Source organism: Bacillus sp. FJAT-42376 (genome assembly GCF_003816055.1).
Classification (GTDB): domain Bacteria; phylum Bacillota; class Bacilli; order Bacillales; family Bacillaceae; genus Metabacillus_B.
Map to the genome: position 1 here is coordinate 2,483,580 of NZ_CP033906.1, position 17,268 is coordinate 2,500,847.

At 45.1% G+C, this 17,268-nt stretch carries 13 protein-coding genes and 1 pseudogene; 6 read left to right on the forward strand and 8 right to left on the reverse strand.

Going from position 1 to position 17,268, the window contains the following annotated elements:
* The first annotated feature begins 3 nt into the window (after nt 1-3).
* From CEF21_RS12450 to CEF21_RS12460, 3 genes are all read left to right on the forward strand, one after another.
* A complete protein-coding gene (locus CEF21_RS12450; protein WP_123916810.1) occupies nt 4-1,089 on the forward strand; it encodes a GerAB/ArcD/ProY family transporter in 1,086 nt (361 codons plus the stop codon).
* Between the two features lie 172 nt (nt 1,090-1,261).
* Nucleotides 1,262-2,335, forward strand: a complete 1,074-nt coding sequence (locus tag CEF21_RS12455; RefSeq protein ID WP_123916812.1) for a Ger(x)C family spore germination protein — start codon at nt 1,262-1,264, stop codon at nt 2,333-2,335.
* A gap of 485 nt (nt 2,336-2,820) precedes the next feature.
* Complete coding sequence (locus tag CEF21_RS12460; protein WP_123916814.1) at nt 2,821-4,167, forward strand: APC family permease; 1,347 nt, start codon at nt 2,821-2,823, stop codon at nt 4,165-4,167.
* 74 nt (nt 4,168-4,241) lie between these two features.
* Here the strand turns inward: CEF21_RS12460 and hutG are convergent, their stop codons facing one another.
* The 5 genes from hutG to hutP form a co-directional block, all read right to left on the reverse strand.
* A complete protein-coding gene (gene hutG / locus CEF21_RS12465; RefSeq protein ID WP_123916816.1) occupies nt 4,242-5,183 on the reverse strand; it encodes a formimidoylglutamase in 942 nt (313 codons plus the stop codon).
* On the reverse strand, nt 5,137-6,432 hold the full coding sequence (gene hutI / locus CEF21_RS12470) for an imidazolonepropionase (protein WP_123920207.1): 1,296 nt from the start codon (nt 6,430-6,432) through the stop codon (nt 5,137-5,139). Before hutI ends, hutG begins: the two co-directional genes overlap by 47 nt.
* Nucleotides 6,433-6,437: 5 nt before the next feature.
* Complete coding sequence (hutU, locus tag CEF21_RS12475; RefSeq protein ID WP_123916818.1) at nt 6,438-8,105, reverse strand: urocanate hydratase; 1,668 nt, start codon at nt 8,103-8,105, stop codon at nt 6,438-6,440.
* Nucleotides 8,087-9,625 carry a histidine ammonia-lyase gene (hutH, locus tag CEF21_RS12480; protein ID WP_123916820.1) on the reverse strand — a complete coding sequence of 513 codons (1,539 nt, stop codon included), beginning with the start codon at nt 9,623-9,625 and terminating at the stop codon, nt 8,087-8,089. Before hutH ends, hutU begins: the two co-directional genes overlap by 19 nt.
* 94 nt (nt 9,626-9,719) lie before the next feature.
* The gene (hutP, locus tag CEF21_RS12485) at nt 9,720-10,157 is read right to left on the reverse strand and encodes a histidine utilization transcription antiterminator HutP (protein WP_123916822.1); all 438 of its coding nucleotides are present in this window, start codon (nt 10,155-10,157) and stop codon (nt 9,720-9,722) included.
* A 263-nt stretch (nt 10,158-10,420) separates the two neighbouring features.
* Between hutP and CEF21_RS21585 the strand changes: the two are divergent.
* The 3 genes and pseudogenes from CEF21_RS21585 to CEF21_RS12495 all read left to right on the forward strand — a co-directional run.
* Nucleotides 10,421-10,708 (forward strand): annotated as a pseudogene (locus CEF21_RS21585) (hypothetical protein); the annotation flags it as partial.
* A 12-nt stretch (nt 10,709-10,720) separates the two neighbouring features.
* Nucleotides 10,721-11,683 carry a helix-turn-helix transcriptional regulator gene (locus tag CEF21_RS12490; RefSeq protein ID WP_123916824.1) on the forward strand — a complete coding sequence of 321 codons (963 nt, stop codon included), beginning with the start codon at nt 10,721-10,723 and terminating at the stop codon, nt 11,681-11,683.
* Between the two features lie 75 nt (nt 11,684-11,758).
* Entirely contained in the window at nt 11,759-12,400 is a 642-nt protein-coding gene (locus CEF21_RS12495) for a type 1 glutamine amidotransferase family protein (RefSeq protein ID WP_123916826.1), read from the forward strand.
* 264 nt (nt 12,401-12,664) lie between these two features.
* Here CEF21_RS12495 and CEF21_RS12500 read toward each other — a convergent pair whose 3' ends face one another.
* The 3 genes from CEF21_RS12500 to pbp4b form a co-directional block, all read right to left on the reverse strand.
* The gene (locus CEF21_RS12500; protein ID WP_123916827.1) at nt 12,665-13,900 is read right to left on the reverse strand and encodes an exo-beta-N-acetylmuramidase NamZ family protein; all 1,236 of its coding nucleotides are present in this window, start codon (nt 13,898-13,900) and stop codon (nt 12,665-12,667) included.
* Nucleotides 13,901-13,922: 22 nt separating this feature from the next.
* Nucleotides 13,923-15,809 (reverse strand): glycoside hydrolase family 3 protein, encoded by a 1,887-nt coding sequence (locus CEF21_RS12505; protein WP_241156862.1) that lies wholly within the window; start codon nt 15,807-15,809, stop codon nt 13,923-13,925.
* A 141-nt stretch (nt 15,810-15,950) separates the two neighbouring features.
* A complete protein-coding gene (gene pbp4b, locus CEF21_RS12510) occupies nt 15,951-17,189 on the reverse strand; it encodes a penicillin binding protein PBP4B (RefSeq protein WP_241156863.1) in 1,239 nt (412 codons plus the stop codon).
* Nucleotides 17,190-17,268: the final 79 nt, after the last annotated feature.

The window sequence follows — 17,268 nt, forward strand, 5'->3', positions numbered from 1 at the left end:
TGAATGAACGCCCCATCTTTGCCTGAAAACAAACAAGTCTCCCCCTTTTTTGTATTTTATCTCATTCATTCCCAGCAAATTGGCGTTGCGGTGCTTGGGTTTGAACGTTATGTGGCCAAATCGGCGGGACATGATGCATGGATATCCGTCATTCTGTCCGGATTATCCATTATAGGGGTGATGTGGCTATGCTATCGTATTCTCACTAAAGAAGGAAATGATATCATTTCCATTCATCAGCGGCTTTTTGGCAAATACGCGGGGAACATCCTCAATACCGCATTTGCGGCCTATACCTCACTTTTGGTTCTATTAAATTTGAGAACGTATGTGGAGGTGATACAGGTTTGGATGTTTCCTGAGACGTATCACTGGGTTTTTCTTTTCTTAATTTTGCTTCTGGCCTATTCTTTTGTGACAAACGGGTTCAGAGTTGTAACCGGAATCTGCTTTTTAAGTGTGATTTATTCCATTCCGCTTTTGTTCGTCAAATATTTTCCGCTGAAAGAAGCCCATATCGGGAACCTTCTTCCGGTTTTTTCTCATTCATTTCCTGAGATTCTTGAAGCTTCAAAAACGATGACACTGAATTATTTAGGGTATGAATCCATTTTGATTTTCTATCCTTTTATTAAAAACGGCCCCAGATCGGAAAAATGGGCCTACTATAGTATCCTGGTGACAATCGGTGTTTATTTGCTCACCATTTTTACTTCGTTTGTATATTTTGACCAGGATCAGCTGCGGACGACCATCTGGTCTACTTTAACGCTTTGGAAAATTGTTGACCTGGTTATCATCGAACGTTTTGAATACATAGGGATCGCAGCATGGCTGTTTGTTGTCATTTCCAACATTACACTCGGGTTATGGGCCGCAAGCAGAGCATTGAACCGGTTCACTTCCCTAACCCAAAGATTTTCGCTTAGAGGAGTAGCACTTCTCATCTTTGTGCTTTCAATCATGATTACCGAACGCCCGCAGATTGATCAGCTGAATTTTTATGCCAATACAGCCGGTTTTTATATTGCCTATGTGTATATTCCCTTTTTATATGTATGCCATCTTTTAATTAAAAGGCGCTGTTAAACTGCGCTGTTGATTTACGCTGAAGTCGTTCACTTTCCGCGGGGCGGGCGGTGAGCCTCCTCCTGGCTTCGCCACTGCAGGGTCTCACCTGTCCCGCTGCTTCCGCTCCAATCAACAGGTGTGAAAAATTAACAACATGCTTTAACATAGCCAATTAAAAAAGGAGAACTCAATGAAAAAGACCGCTCCTATCTTTCTTGCCGCTGCTCTTTCAGTTTGCGGATGCACCCCTCAGCAGCAAATTTTAGAAGAACTGCAGCTTATTAAAACGATTGGATATGATTATGTCAATGATGAAATGATTCTTGGTACAGGAGGATCCACTTCCATTCCTCCCGGCCAGCAGTCCCTGCCTGCAGACGAATCCTTTTCTGCTGCAGGCTATACGAGTAAACAGATTAGACAAAAGCTTCAGAATGAATCCACGAAACCAATTGTTATCGGCCGTGTGGGAGTCGTTTTATTCAGCGAAAATCTGGCTGAGCATGGCATTTCCCGGCTTCTTGATAACCTGCAGCGCGATCCGGAAATTGGCCGGGACATATACTTGGCGCTGGCTGAATCAAGTGCGAAGCAAATCATCAATGGAAAATACAGCGGTTCTATTCCAACCTCGAACTATATTTTCGATCTGATCCAGCAGAGCATGAAGCAATCGCTCCCGAAAATTAATCTTCATGGATTTTTGTACCGCTATTATGGAAAAGGGCTTGATGCTTTTATGCCGATCGTCAGGCAGGCAGACGGCAAGCTTATGGTTACGGGAATTGGCATTTTTAAAGGAGATAAGCTGGTCCAGCTGATTAATACAGAGGATGCCTACTATTTAAAAATGACGAGTGACAAAATTAAAAAAGGAATTTTGGAGATTAAATACAAGGGTGAAAATCTATCAATTGAAAATCTCTTTTCAAAGCCTCATGTAAAAATCATAAACCGGAATGGCCAGTATGAAGCCGAACTCACCTTGAAGATTAAAGGGAAAATATCGGAAGGCGCCGGGTTAAGAATGACGAGCCAAAAAGTAATGAATGGCGTAGAAAGAGTCACAGCTGAAAAAGTGGAAAAAAAACTGAATCAGCTGGTTGAATCGTTCAGAGAAAATCAGGTTGATCCGATTGGCTTTAAAAGAAAAGCGATGCAATCCCGGTCTTTTTCTAAGAAAAAATGGGATCAGCAGTATGCAGAAATGCCGGTTCGGGTCCATACGGACGTAACCATCCTTCATGCCGGCATCATGGAATAACAGTTTATTGCATCAGGCTTTGTCCGTCATGACCTTATATTTGCGTAGTAGCCCTATGAAATTGCATGCTTGCCAGGGTGCATTTAAGTGAGGGTTTGTCAGGTTTATAAGATAAGAATATGTTATTCTGATTCAGCGAAGCCTCATGAGCTTAAAGGCTGGTGATTTCCTAAGCAGTTATCAGGCGGGCAGTGAGCCTTCAGCCGCGTTTACGGATGGCAGGGTCACGCCTGTTCCTTTGGTTATGCTGGCTAACCTTCCAGAAATCAAAAATCCGCTTTTTCCCTTTTACTATTGGATTTTATGAGTCCGTGAGCGGCGCATTGACTTTTTCCTCCATTTAAATTTTCATTGTTTCCCGGTCTAAGTTGTGCTAAAATTTGACACGCATTGCTCCTGAGTATTTATATAATGAAATTTTTTATTTTTTTTGAATGTTTTTGTGATTATTTTCACAAAATAATCCATTAGAGACAGAAATAGGAGTGGTTCTATTGCAGCAGCAATTGAAAAAAGAAATTGGATTTCTTGCCGCTTTAACAACGGTCATCGGTACCGTGATTGGAGCCGGCGTATTTTTTAAGCCGACTGCGGTTTATAGTTCAACCGGTTCGGCAAGCCTGGGACTGCTCGCATGGTTTATTGGAGGCGTTCTGACCATTTGTGCCGGGCTGACGGCAGCGGAATTGTCGGCGGCTATTCCGGAGACAGGCGGAATGATGGCCTATTTAAAGCGTACATACGGAAATTTGACTGCCTTTCTGCTTGGATGGGCTCAAACCGTTATTTATTTCCCTGCAAACATTGCCGCATTAGCGATCATTTTTGGAACTCAGACCGTCAGTTTGTTCGGATTGGCTGCGAATGATCATAAAATGCTGATCGTTGGAATTGCAGCCGCAACGGCTATCTTTTTAACCTTGCTCAACTTTCTTGGGGCGAAAGCTGCAGGCGGAATTCAAACTGTGGCCACCATCTGCAAATTGATCCCTCTGGCGCTAATTATTGTATTCGGTCTGCTTCATGAAGGAAATGTGCCCTTTCAGCTGTTTCCTGTTGAACCAGGACCGGAGCAGTCTTCTTTTTTAACCGCCCTTGGAGCGGGTTTGCTGGCTACCATGTTTGCTTATGACGGATGGATTCTTGTCGGAAACATCGCCGGGGAAATGAGAAATCCGAAGAAGGATCTGCCGAAGGCGATTATTTTAGGGTTGTCCGCTGTTATGGCTATTTATTTGCTGATTAATGTTGCCTTTTTAATGGTCATGTCGGCGGCATCCCTTGCAGGAACGGATACGCCTGCATCCGACGCGGCCCAGCTCATCTTCGGTTCGATGGGCGGAAAACTGGTCAGCATCGGGATTCTTATATCGGTGTTTGGCTCCATCAACGGATATGTGATGACTGGCATGCGTGTGCCGTATGCGATGGCAATGGAAAATAAACTGCCGTTCAGCAAATGGTTTGCTAAGCTTTCTCCGAAAAGCAGAGTTCCATATAATTCGGGTCTTTTCATCCTTTTCGTTGCGATCATCATGATGTTTATCGGCGGATTCAACACGCTGACAGACATGCTCATTTTTGTGATTTGGATTTTCTATACGATGACGTTTGCGGCAGTTATGATTTTGCGTAAGCGGGAGCCAAAGCTCGTTCGGCCTTATAAAGTGCCGCTGTATCCCGTGCTGCCGGTTATTGCCATCCTTGGAGGATTATTCATAGTCATCAATACCCTTTTTACTCAGCCCTTGCTCGCCCTATGCGGATTAGCGATCACCGCACTCGGTCTTCCTGTTTACTATGGAATGCGCAGCAGGCATATTAATGAATAATTAAAAAACAAAGGCTCAGTCAGGCAGCTTCAAGCGCCCTTCTGAGCCTTTTTTATTGAAGCCAATCTTACCTTTCATTGAAACATAAACCTCAACATTGCATGTGCGGCAAGCCGGCTTGTCATATCCAGGAAATCCTTGGAAGGGTCAATTTCTACGATATCCATCGCCCGGACTTTTTCATGCTTTGCGGCTGCAGAAATGGCTGCAAGAAGCTCCCTGCCTGTCATTCCACCGGGACCAACCGCCGGACACCCGGGAGCAAACGCCTGATCCACCGCATCCATATCGAGAGAAAGGTAGATAACGTCCGTTTTTTCCGAAAGCCTCTTTGCCTCCTTTTCAACAATAGGAATAATCCCCATTCTCTCAATATCCCCCATCGTATAAATGGAGAGATTTTTCTCCAATGCATAATCAGAGTAGGCTTTTGCATTGGAAAAATCCCTGATTCCGATTTGTACAAGATTCTCTCCTTCAATGATTTCTTCTTCAAGCAGGCTTCTAAAGGGGGTCCCATTCGTCCTCCCGCCATCCTCAAGGTTCCGCACATCGTGGTGGGCATCGAACTGGATGATTCCGATTGCTCCGAAAATCTCCTGAAACGCACGGATGGACGGATAGCTGACCCCATGATCGCCGCCAAGGAGAATATACCGGGAGCATGCATTCGTTCCAATCATTTCTTTAACACTCACGTAGAGTCTATTTACGTTTTCGGACAGACTGGTTGGGTGCGTCCTCACATCTCCGAAATCAAGTATTTTATGGTGGCTGTAATCCATGTTTCGTTCCCCTGAGAAAGTAGAGTACAGACCCATGCATGACCGGATGGCCTGTGGAGCATCTGACGCCTGGGAAGATGAAATGGAGGATTTTGAAAAAGGCAGACCGATTAATGCGGTATCTCCTGTCATCCCTTTTTCATATGGAATGACACATTCATTTATTTTTGTAACGAACCGGTCTTTAAAAATTGCGGCTTTCCCTGGCTGAAGAAAGCTGAATCGTTCCATGACGCACCTTCTCCCATCTTTTCATTCCTTCGGTGTAAACACTTTCTGCATGATTGACTCCAAAATGGTAAGGGATATATTGATAATTCGGCACATCCCATACAACGAAATCCGCTTGTTTTCCAACCTCGATTGTGCCTGCCTTCCCGCCGAGGCCAATGGCATATGCAGCGTTAACCGTCACTGCATTCCAAATTTCCTCCGCTGTCATTTTCAGCTTCAAGGCTGCAAGCGACATTATCATTTGAAGGTTTTCGGTCACACAGCTTCCAGGGTTAAAATCAGTAGCAAGCGCAACAGCCGCCCCCTCATCAATCATTTTCCGGGCTCGGGCGTAATGATTCTTCCCTAAGTAAAAGGTGGTTCCCGGAAGCAGCACAGCTACCGTATCACTTTCAGCCAGGCGGGCAATTCCTTCATCTGATGCGGCAACAAGGTGGTCGGCACTGGCTGAGCCAAGCGAAACGGCAAGCTCCGTTCCGCCAAGCGGATCGATTTCATCGGCGTGAATTTTCAAGCCAAACCCTTTTTCCTTCGCTTTCATTAAAAATCTGCCGGACTGCTCAATCGTGAAAACACCCGTTTCGCAGAAGATATCTGCAAATTGAGCAAGCTTTTCTTCTTTTATTTCATCAAGCAGCTGCATCATTTTTCCAATAAACAAGTCCTCATTTCCTTTGTATTCAGGAGGAACAGCATGAGGCCCAAGAAAAGTGGGTACAAGGCGTACCGGGTAGCTGGCGTTCAGCTGCTTAATCACCTTGAGCTGTTTCAATTCGGTCCTGCGGTCCAGGCCATACCCGCTTTTTGCTTCAATTGCGGTCACACCAAACGAAATCATTCTTTCCAAGTGAAAAGCGGCTTTATGAAACAATTCTTTCTCGGATGCGTTTTTGGTCGCATGGACCGTGGAGAGGATTCCTCCCCCCTTCGCCAGGATTTCCAAATAGGAAACGCCCGCCTGCTTCAATTCAAGCTCATGCTCTCTGCTCCCTCCAAAAACGAGATGGGTATGCGGATCCACGAGCCCCGGAGAGACAACCTTTCCCTTTGCGTTCCGTTTGACATCCGCGTACAATCTTTCGGCTTCTTCTGTCGAACCAATCCAGGAAACAAGACCGTCTTTTACAGCAAAAGCTGCGCCGTTTAGGACGCTTAGCTTTTTCATCTCTCCTCCCTTTAATGGCTTTCCGCTGTCATCAGGCAGAAGCAATTGTCCGATGTTAAAAAGAATCAGATCATGCGTTATCGTTCTCACCCCTTAGACGGATGGATCATCGGAATGTCCAGCCCTTTTTCCTTTGCAGCTTCAATGGCGATGTCATATCCTGCATCGGCGTGTCTTACAATTCCCATACCAGGATCAGTAGTGAGCACCCGCTGAAGTCTTTCCTCCGCAAGCTCCGTGCCATCTGCCACAGCGACCATCCCCGCATGCAGGGAATAGCCCATTCCGACACCCCCGCCGTGATGGACCGAAATCCACGAACCGCCTGCAGCGACATTGATCAGAGCATTTAAAATCGCCCAGTCCCCCACTGCGTCACTCCCGTCCTTCATCGCTTCCGTTTCCCGGTTCGGCGAAGCAACGGATCCGCAATCCAAATGGTCCCGGCCGATTACGATCGGCGCCTTTATTTCTCCGTTCCGGACAAGGTCATTGATGGCAAGGCCCATCTTCATCCGCTCGCCATAGCCAAGCCAGCAAATCCTCGAAGGAAGCCCTTGAAATGAAACTTTCTTCTGCGCCATATCAATCCAGCGGAGCAGCGGCTCATTCTCAGGAAAGAGCTCTTTAATGAGAGCATCGGTCCGATAAATATCTTCCGGATCCCCTGATAGGGCAGCCCAGCGGAAAGGTCCCTTTCCTTCGCAGAATAAGGGGCGGATATACGCAGGAACGAAGCCTGGAAAATCAAAAGCATCGCCTACTCCTTCGTCCTTGGCCACCTGTCTGATATTGTTGCCATAATCGAAAACGACCGCCCCTCTCCGCTGAAATTCAAGCATAGCCATGACCTGCTTAGCCATCGACTGCGACGCCTTTTTCTCATATGCCTTAGGGGATGCCTTCCTTAGTTCAGCGGCAGCTTCAAGTGTGAAATTTTCAGGGATGTAGCCATTAATCGGATCGTGTGCAGAGGTCTGGTCGGTGACAATGTCGAAATGGATATTACGGTCTAAGAGCTCGTGATGGATGCTTGCTGCATTCCCGACAACCCCGATGGATAATGCCTGCCCTCTCTTTTTAGCTTCCATGGCCCATTCTAATGCCTCATCCAGATTGGCTGCCATACGATCACAATAGGAGGTCTGAAGCCTCTTCTTAATTCGATCCGGATCCGCCTCAACCGCTAAGCAGACCCCTCCGTTCATCGTTACGGCAAGGGGCTGCGCGCCGCCCATTCCGCCAAGCCCGGCTGTTAAGGTGATCGTCCCTTTCAGCGACCCTCCGAAATGCTGGCGGGCGACTTCGGCGAACGTTTCATATGTTCCCTGCAGAATTCCCTGCGTTCCGATATAGATCCAGCTTCCCGCTGTCATTTGTCCATACATCATCAAACCTTTTTGGTCGAGTTCGTGGAAATGATCCCAATTTGCCCATTTTGGCACGATAACGGAGTTTGACAGCAGGACTCTCGGTGCTGCGGCATGGGTTTTAAAAACTGCTACAGGCTTCCCGGATTGGATGAGCAGCGTTTCATCATGTTCCAATCTTCTGAGCGTGTCTACGATTGCGTCAAATGATGCCCAGCTGCGAGCCGCTTTGCCGATTCCGCCGTACACGACGAGATCCTCCGGTCTTTCCGCCACATCCGGATCAAGGTTGTTGTAGAGCATCCTTAAAGCGGCTTCCTGCTCCCATCCTTTGCATTCCAGTTCATGCCCTTTTTTGGCGCGGATTACGCGTTTTGTTTCCATCTCTCAAGCTCCCTTCCTCCGTTTAGAGCTGTCCATCCGGGGTTATTTTTTTTTAGCCACTCTGCCATGTTTTCAATGTCTGTTGAAAACACCCGGTCTTGAGTGATCGGCGGGACAACCATTCTTGCCTCCTCATAAAAACCTCTGGTAGCCGCTGCCATTTTATCAATCCCGCGGTATTGAACGGCTTGAAGCGCACAAATACATTCGATTGCCAGCACCCGGCGAACATTTTGGATGATGCTGAAGCAGTGTCTTGCGGCGATGGTTCCCATGCTGACATGGTCCTCCTGATTCGCTGATGACGGGATGGAGTCCACACTTGCAGGGTGTGCCAGCGTTTTGTTTTCCGAAACGAGCGAGGCGGCACAATACTGCATAATCATCGCGCCTGACTGGAGTCCGGGTTGAGCACTTAAAAAGGCCGGCAAATCATTGAGCTGAGGATTGACGAGCCGTTCGATTCTCCGCTCGGAAATACTCGCAAACTCCGCCATCGCTATTTTCATAAAATCCATCGCAAGGGCAATGGGCTGGCCGTGGAAGTTCCCTCCCGATATGACCGTCCGGCCTCCATCAAAAATCAAGGGATTATCGGTTGCTGCGTTGATTTCGATTTCGAGCTTTTCTTTCACATAGTCAAGCGCCTGCCAGGAAGCTCCGTGGACCTGGGGGATACATCTTAATGAATAGGCATCCTGAACCCGTTTTTCTCCCTGTCTTGTCACCAACCGGCTCCCTGCTAATGTGTTTCTCATCCTTTCAGCGACGGCTGATTGCTGCGGGAATCCTCTTGCTTCATGGATTGCAGGATGAAAAGCATCCATAATGCCCTCGAGCCCCTCCATCGTAAGCGATGCAATCATTTCGCTTTGCATGGCGAGATGTTCTGCCTCCAAATAGCTAATGACACCCATGGCGGTCATGGCCTGGGTTCCATTGATCAGAGCGAGGCCTTCTTTTGCTTCCAGAATAAGCGGTGACAGTCCTTCTTGATGAAAGGCTTCAGAGGCTGAACATACTCTCCCGGAATAAAACACCATGCCTTCCCCAATTAGAACAAGAGCAAGGTGGGAGAGCGGTGCAAGATCTCCGGAAGCCCCTAATGATCCCTGCTGCGGAATAACGGGATGAATCTGTTTATTAAGCAATTCTGCAAGCAGCTCGGCCAAAACGGGCCGGATTCCTGAAAACCCTTTTAAAAGTGCGTTCAAGCGCAGCAGCACCATCGTTCTTGATACGACCTCAGGAAACGGATCTCCCACCCCGCACGCATGGGAACGAATCAGGTTCAGCTGCAGTTCATTGACATCTTCTTCCCCAATCACGACATCACTGAACTTGCCAAATCCCGTATTGATGCCATAAACCGTCTTCTTATCCGAAACGATTTTCACTACCGCTTCTCTGCTTTGTTCTACTTTACGCATGCTTTCCGGCTTGAGAACGATTCGTTCGCCCTCCAGGCAGATTTTTCTGATCTCATCAAGAGATAAGGTTTGCCCCGTTAAAACCGCCATCTTCATCCCTCCTGAATAAAAAAAAGAGACGACAATGGTATGCAAAATACCATCATCGCCTCCTCATGACTTATGAACTATAGGCAATGTTTCATCATATATGATTAATTCCCAGACCGGCCGTTTCGTGCTCCAGACCTTTTATCGGAGCCCCAATTGTTCCATAAAATGCTACGGCAATCCATTCCCCTTCGGATTCCTCTGCATATGGCCTGCCTCTTACAATGGCAAACCGCAAGCCTACCGTCCGGCTCATTTCACCGATAGAGGGCTGGCCGCGGGTAACCCCTTCAATTCCCTCCAGAACCGCATGATAAAGCGCATGAGTCTCCCTGTAGCAGCCTTCAAGAATAAGCTCGTTCCGTTTTGCGGCGGTTTCTACTGCCGCAATCACTTTTTGCATATTCATGGACCCTACTTTTCCCTGACAATAACGGATTTCTTCAAAAGCAGGCTTAATCAAATCCAATTCTTCATCTGTTAATGAAGCAAGAAGAAGAGCGTATTTTCCAATGTGCGCTTTCAAAGTCATAAGCAGCCTCTTTTATCTGAATTTTCACTATTCACTAATATCTACTGTTATTCTATGGCTTTATTCTTCACTATGTCAATTAATTATGGGAAATTTTAGTTCATCATCAATGTGCTCTGTTAAAGGAGAAACGTACAGGAAGAAAAATTAAGGAGGATCGGGCTTTTATAAGATTTTTTAGCAGATAGTCTTTTTATGATAAAATGGAATGAAAAGTTGTTATTTTATGTAAACATTTTGAGCTGAAAATCTCTTATTTCAATAGCAGATTTTTAATGACGATCATGGCTGGTGTCGACCATTTAGTAACGAGAACTTATTCGTATGTGTCAGCGTGAACGAATCGACCTGGCTAAGAAAGACGGAAATTTAAAGGCCGTTCATAGAAGGATCATAAAAATCCTGCTGGAAGGGATGATGAGGAAAAGCTATATAAAGTAGGAAATATGATTACAAATCAAATTTTTGAAATTACAAATATGGCTAAGGCCTCTTTATATAGAAAGCGTAAACCAAAAATCAGAAAAAGTAATAGCGTTAATTCGTTATAGAGGTGCAATGATATGCCTAAATTGGACAATATACTAGCGATCCTATGGATGCTTAGTTCGGGTCAAAAAATTACGGCTCAGCAAATTTCAGAAAAATTAGAGATGAATATAAGAACGGTATATCGTTATATTGATACGCTATCCACAAGTGGTGTCCCTATCATTTCAGAACCAGGACATAACGGTGGCTATAGTTTATTGAACCATTTTATTGAAGCCCCTCTTTTTTTTAATCATGAAGAGCAAACCTCACTTTATCATGCTGCGGTTTTTGCAGAAGAAGCCGGATATTATGGTGGTGAGGCACTAAATAGGGCGATTTCAAAGTTAAGCCATTATTCTAGCCAAGAACAGGCAACACGGGTAACTCAGCATTTCAACAGTCTTGAAGTAATAAGCCGATTAAGCTCCCCTTCTTTGGAAACGTTCTTGAGGCAGCTGGAGCAGGCCGTAGTGGATGGATTCACTGTAAACATTTTGTATCATAAAAGCGGCGAAGAGCAATCAACGTATAGATTAATTGATCCGTACAAAATGATTTATTGGAAAAATAAGTGGTATGTGATTGGGTTTTGCCATCTTAGGGAAGCTATCCGCAGTTACAGAGCAGATCGAATCGAAAGTCTAATGCTAACTGAGAATAAGTTTAACCGGCCAGAAAATTTTTCAGCAAGTGACTTCTTTATGAAAGACCTGGTTCCAGCCTTAGAAAATAAGGAAGGGGTTATTTCCTTCGTTATTAATGGAAATACAACGACGCTTAAGGATATTTGTCAACATTGGTTTTTAGGGCATTATTTAAAAGAACGGACGTTAAATCAAGCAGTATTTCTGCTTGAAAAAGATGTATTACATACATATGTGCCTTATATACTTTTACCGTATGCTAAATCTATTCAAGTAGCTGAGCCAATAAGTTTTAAGAAAAGACTTATTGAAGTCCTGTCGGAATTAATAGAATTTCATCAGTCATAATAACTACCCTGACACTAGTTGTCAGGGTAGTTATCTTATAATAGGCTATATCCATTGTGATTGGAGTGTTATAGGGTGCAAACAAAGAAAGTTTATATCTATATATTTAATACAATGTCAGACTGGGAGTATGGATATTTAGCTGCTGAACTAAACTCCGGAAGATATTTTAAAAAGGATTTAGCACCGTTAAAAGTAGTTACCGTGGGAGCTAATAAAGAAATCATTACTACGATGGGAGGACTGAGCATCAAACCAGATCTCTCTCTTGATGAATGCACTCTCGAGAGCGATGATCTTCTCATCTTACCGGGGGGGACCACTTGGAGAGAAATGATTCATGTGCCTATCTTGGAAAGAATCGGCGAAGCTTTAAAGCTTGGCACGATTGTAGCTGCAATTTGCGGTGCAACTGAAGGGCTTGCTAGTATGGGATACCTGGATTCAAGAAAGCATACAAGCAATAACTTAGAGTATATTAAAATGGTCTGTCCTAATTATAAAGGAGAAAAATTTCATGAAATGAAACCAGCAGTAGCTGATGGGAATTTGGTTACTGCATCAGGATTAGCTCCTCTCGAATTTGCAGTGGAAGTCCTAAAAAAATTAGATGTATTTGAACCAGATACTTTAGATTCATGGTATAAACTAAATAAAACCTATAGCCCTGAATATTTCTTCCAGTTAATGAACTCAATCAAAGAAAAAATACAGTAACGGTAAAGCCAAGCTCTCTAATTTTGATTTCAGGGAATTTGGCTTTTTTTTAGCTCTATTAAACTTGGCTGTTGATTTCCGCTGCAGTCGCTCGCTTTCCGCTCCAATCAACAGGTGTTAAAAATCTACAGCATGCTTTAACATACCCTTTTAAAAAAGCATGAAAAACAGTAAAACCGAACGATTACGAAGCTCTATATGAGAGTTTCAAATAATCGTTCGGTTTTTTTTATTAGCCGGAAACCTTTTGTCCCAGCCTCTTAATCAATACAGCAAATATTTCTCCCGAATATCCAAAAATTTCGTTCTTTCCTCTTCATACTTCTTCTCGATCTCTTCAACAGAAGACCCCTTTAAAAGCATATCCTTTACCCAGCTGTTTCCAAGCAAAAGATTAAAGTTGTCGGCTGCTAAAAACTGAAAATCATTCGGATACATGTCTTTTACGGTTTTCACGATTGATAACCCTGTTTTAACTGCTTTAAATTTCTTCCGGTCTGTCACATAAACCTGTACCCCATGTGAGAGCTTGCCTGTGTGCTTGGAAAACGTCGGGGTAAAAGATGCGGCTCGGAATGAAACACCCGGCAGCTTTAAACTGTTTAATTTTCCGGCCAGCTTATCACTATTAATGAACGGCGCTCCAATCAGTTCAAACGGCTTCGTTGTTCCCCTGCCTTCTGAAAGATTGGTCCCCTCAATCATGCCTGTAGCCGGATAGACGATGGCCGTTTCAAGTGTCGGCATGTTCGGTGACGGCATGACGAATGGAAGATCCGTATCATCAAAATCCATTTTTCTCTTCCAGCCCTTCATCTTCACAACTTTCAGGTCAGCACCGATTTTAAATTCACTGTTAAAGAGCTTTGCCAGTTCCCCGACTGTCATTCCATGTTTTAGAGGAATCGGATATTTCCCGACAAACGAAGAGAATGCCGGTTCAAGAACAGGTCCATCCGTTTGCACTCCTCCAAGCGGGTTCGGCCGGTCCAAAACGATAATGGGAATGTTGTTTTCTTTCGCCGCTTCCATTGCATAGGCCATCGTGTAGATATACGTATAGTAGCGGGTGCCGACATCCTGGATATCAAAAACCAGCACATCCACGTTTTTAAGCATTTCGGGTGTTGGCTTTTTCGTTTGTCCATAAAGGCTGTAAACCGGCACTCCTGTCTTTTCATCGATGTAATATTCCACATACTGGCCAGCCTGTGCATCTCCCCGCACTCCATGCTCAGGACCGAAAAGAGCGGTCAGCTTGATGTCTTTATCCTGTGCGAGCAGATCAACTACACTGACAAGATTCCGGTCCACTCCGGTAGGATTTGTAATCAGGCCTACACGCTTCCCTTTAATCAGGCTTTTTTGGTCCTTCAGCAGGAGCTCTGCACCAGTAAGCACTTTCTTCTCTTTTTTATGTCCGAAAAGGGAAGCATCCGCCGATGTTGCCATCCCGATTGCCAGAATCCCGGCAATCAGGGCAAATAGTAGTTTTTTCATAAGCGAGTCCTCTCCCGTCTGCTTATTTTAGTGGTTTTCCATTGAATTTTAAACCGTATCCATATGGATAAAGAATTTCGCTGGGATGAGTGACTGAAGGAATATCAACCGGAAGTTTTCCTTTTGGGTCGGATAATCCGAAAATGGTCTGAATGCCTGCCGAAATGTTTGGCTGGCGGAAACGGCCATTGGAATAGCCTTTAAAACCGTAAACAGCGAGTACCGCTTTTGCTTCTTCAAAGTTGGCGGCATCATAAGGATTCCGCAAACTCATCAGGACAAATTTCTTGCTGTTTTTAAGAGAGTAGTTCATGACCGCTCTCGGAAAAACAGTCGCCCATTTGCTGGAATCGGTCACTGTATCATCAATCACCCCATCATTTACAGCCGGATCATTTTTCACGACATAGGAACCGGCAATAACATAATCCGCTTTATCAATTTTTTCAGCGGTTTCTTGATCAAATACCTTTCCGGAAAAAATCAGGCTATCCACTTGTACTTTGTTTATTCTCTGTTTGGAGTACAGCTCGTTAATGGACCTTCGCATGGCTTCCGCCTGATCTTCAAATGGAGCAAGGATCAGGATTTTTTCGTTCTTTTTAGGTTTAAACGGCAAGGTTTTATCCTCATTTTTAAGCAGCGTCACTGCATCTGCTGCCATTTTCTTTTCCAAACGGTAATGTTTCATGCTGCCGACCGTCTTTTTCGCTTCGGCAATTTTTGCTTCCAGCGGTTCTTGGGACACATTCCCGTCTGGCTGGTAAATGCCGCGTTTGATTTTAAGCTCAATGATCCGCTCAACAGAATCATCAATTTCCCTCATTGGAATTTCACCGGATTTAACCGCCTCGACAACTCCGTTGAATACTTCAGTCAAGTTTTTCTCTGTGGCTTTGGATGTTACCGGTGCCGGCATTAACGCAATGTCCACTCCTGATTTAATCGCCAGGATGACCGCTTCTTTCTGCCCGAAATTTTCGGCGATGGCTTTCATATTCAGCGCATCGGTTACGGCTACTCCCTTAAAGCCCATCTCGTCTCTTAGGAGATCGGTCAGCACTTTACGGGAAAGGGTAGCGGGAACCATAATCTGCTGGCCGTCTTTTTTGCTTTTATAGGTGGTATCGTCAATCGCAGGAAATTGGACGTGTGCAGTTATAATCATGTCGACATCGGCATCAATTGCTTTTTGAAAAGGATATAATTCTACCTTTTTTAACCGTTCCTTATCATGCGTGACCATCGGGAGACCATAATGGGAATCAACCGCTGTATCCCCATGCCCCGGGAAGTGCTTAGCCGTTGCAGCCATGTTCTGGTCCTGTAAGCCTTTGATGGTCTGAAGGCCAAGGGAAGCAACGAGCTCCGGGCTGCTGCTGAAGGAGCGGACCCCGATGACCGGATTGCCGGGATTGTTGTTCACATCGAGAGACGGGGCAAAATTGACGTTGATGCCAAGGGAATGAAGCTCTTTTCCAGCGATTAAACCTGTATTATAGGCATTTTTTAAGCTTCGCCCTGCTCCAAGAGCCATATTTCCGGGCAAATTCGTTCCGGATTGCAGTCTGGTCACAATCCCGCCTTCCTGGTCGATTGTAATAAAAAGCGGAATCTTTTTGCCCGCTTTTTGAAGGCCGTCAGCAAGCCTTACTGTCTGTTCGGTATCGACGACATTTTCAGCAAATAGAATCACTCCGCCAAGATGGTATTTTTCAATGATGCTTCCGACTTCATCATTCATTTCTGTTAAGCCGGTCATCTTGCTTTCCCCTTGCTTTTGCCAGTTTCGGAAATCCGGCATCAGCATTTGGCCGACCTTTTCTTCCAGGGACATGCCATCCGTGATCTGTTCTGCAGCTGATGGAGTGATTTCATTTCCTGCTTTCGCTTCCGCATCAGGCTTCATTCCTGAAAATGCAGTGAAAATAAGAGCAGAGACCAAACCATACGTTAAAAGATGGGTTTTCTTCATAAAGTCCTCCTTGTTACCTTTAGGATTGACATAGAATGCTTTACGTACGCTTTTTTTAAAGAGTTAGGGAGCTTGTTATTTTTTCAGCATCGCTTCATAAACAGCCGTGACGACACTTCCATATTTGCCAGTCACAAACTGATCGCCTTGGAACGTGTTCGAATCTTTAGCCGGATCCACGAGCGGTGAATGCTTTTTATTGGTAAGGAGAACAATTCCGAGATTGTATGCCGGATCCATGATGGTCACCGTACCTGTCCAGCCGGTATGGCCAAATGCTTCTCTGCTTGCATATGGGCCGAACATCCACTCCATGCTTTCATTTCCGTTTAATCTCCAGCCAAGCCCATATGTTGGATTCACGGAAGAAGGCTGGACAAATTCCTGCGCGGTCTCTTTGCTGAACAGCTCCTTTTTACCGTAAGATCCGCCATTCAGCATCGTTTGCAGAAGGACGGCCATATCGTGGGTATTGGAGAACAGGCCAGCATGCCCTGAAACACCGCCCATGGAATAAAAAGCTTTTTCATCATGTACTTCTCCCTGGAGGGTATACGTTCGAATATTCGGAAAATCAATTACACCATCCCGGGTATTCCCCATAAGCTCTGTAGCTGCAGCATCCTTCGGTTTAAATCCTTTTTGAAGAGGATTAAAAACGGTGTCTTTCAGTCCAAGAGGTCTGTATAAGTGTTTTTCCACATACTCATCGAGCTGCCTGCCGGTTACTTTTTCAATAATGGCGCCAAGCAGCATATAGTCAACATCACTGTATATATTCTTTGTTCCAGGCTTATAGGCAAGCGGAGTCTTAGAGATCATGCTTATGGTCAAATCCCGGTCCTGAGAGAAAAGATTTTTGGACACTTTCGGGTTGTGGTATTGAGGGTCAGGAGGAAATCCCGCTGTGTGATGAAGAACATCGATGATCCTTAACGTGTCCTTCCCTTTGATCACATCCGTTTCCTGATCGCGGAATTCTGGTATGTAGCTTTGAATTCTGTCCTCCAGCTTTATTTTTCCTTGCGAGACGAGCCGCTGAAGAGCAAAATTGGCCGCATACATTTTTGTATTGGACGCCAGATCAAATAACGTATCCCGCTTCATCTTTTCCGGACGTTCTAAAAGAGTAAGGCCATTGTATTTCTTTTTATAGCCGTAAGCTTCGTTTTTCACTATTTTTCCATCTTTTATTACGATAAGGGCCGCACCGGGGAACCCTTGGCTGATTTCATCCAGAATCAGCTTGTCCACTTTCCTGAGCCCGTATGAAGAAAACCCGGCCTCCTCCGGTCTTTTGACCTGTTTTAACATCCCGGCCTTATGATGCTCCGGCATTTGAATCGTGTGTTCGGGTGTGCTTATGGCATGAACCGGTGCTGCAGCCGGTGCG

Coding starts and splice junctions, on each gene's coding strand:
- CEF21_RS12450 (WP_123916810.1), top strand. CDS start 4: ATGAACGCCCCATCTTTGCCTGAAAACAAACAAGTCTCCCCCTTTTTT.
- CEF21_RS12455 (WP_123916812.1), top strand. CDS start 1,262: ATGAAAAAGACCGCTCCTATCTTTCTTGCCGCTGCTCTTTCAGTTTGC.
- hutG (WP_123916816.1), bottom strand. CDS start 5,183: ATGGAACGATTCAGCTTTCTTCAGCCAGGGAAAGCCGCAATTTTTAAA.
- hutU (WP_123916818.1), bottom strand. CDS start 8,105: ATGGAAACAAAACGCGTAATCCGCGCCAAAAAAGGGCATGAACTGGAA.
- hutH (WP_123916820.1), bottom strand. CDS start 9,625: ATGGCGGTTTTAACGGGGCAAACCTTATCTCTTGATGAGATCAGAAAA.
- hutP (WP_123916822.1), bottom strand. CDS start 10,157: ATGACTTTGAAAGCGCACATTGGAAAATACGCTCTTCTTCTTGCTTCA.
- CEF21_RS12490 (WP_123916824.1), top strand. CDS start 10,721: ATGCCTAAATTGGACAATATACTAGCGATCCTATGGATGCTTAGTTCG.
- CEF21_RS12500 (WP_123916827.1), bottom strand. CDS start 13,900: ATGAAAAAACTACTATTTGCCCTGATTGCCGGGATTCTGGCAATCGGG.
- CEF21_RS12505 (WP_241156862.1), bottom strand. CDS start 15,809: ATGAAGCCTGATGCGGAAGCGAAAGCAGGAAATGAAATCACTCCATCA.
- pbp4b (WP_241156863.1), bottom strand. CDS start 17,189: ATGTTAAAACAGGTCAAAAGACCGGAGGAGGCCGGGTTTTCTTCATAC.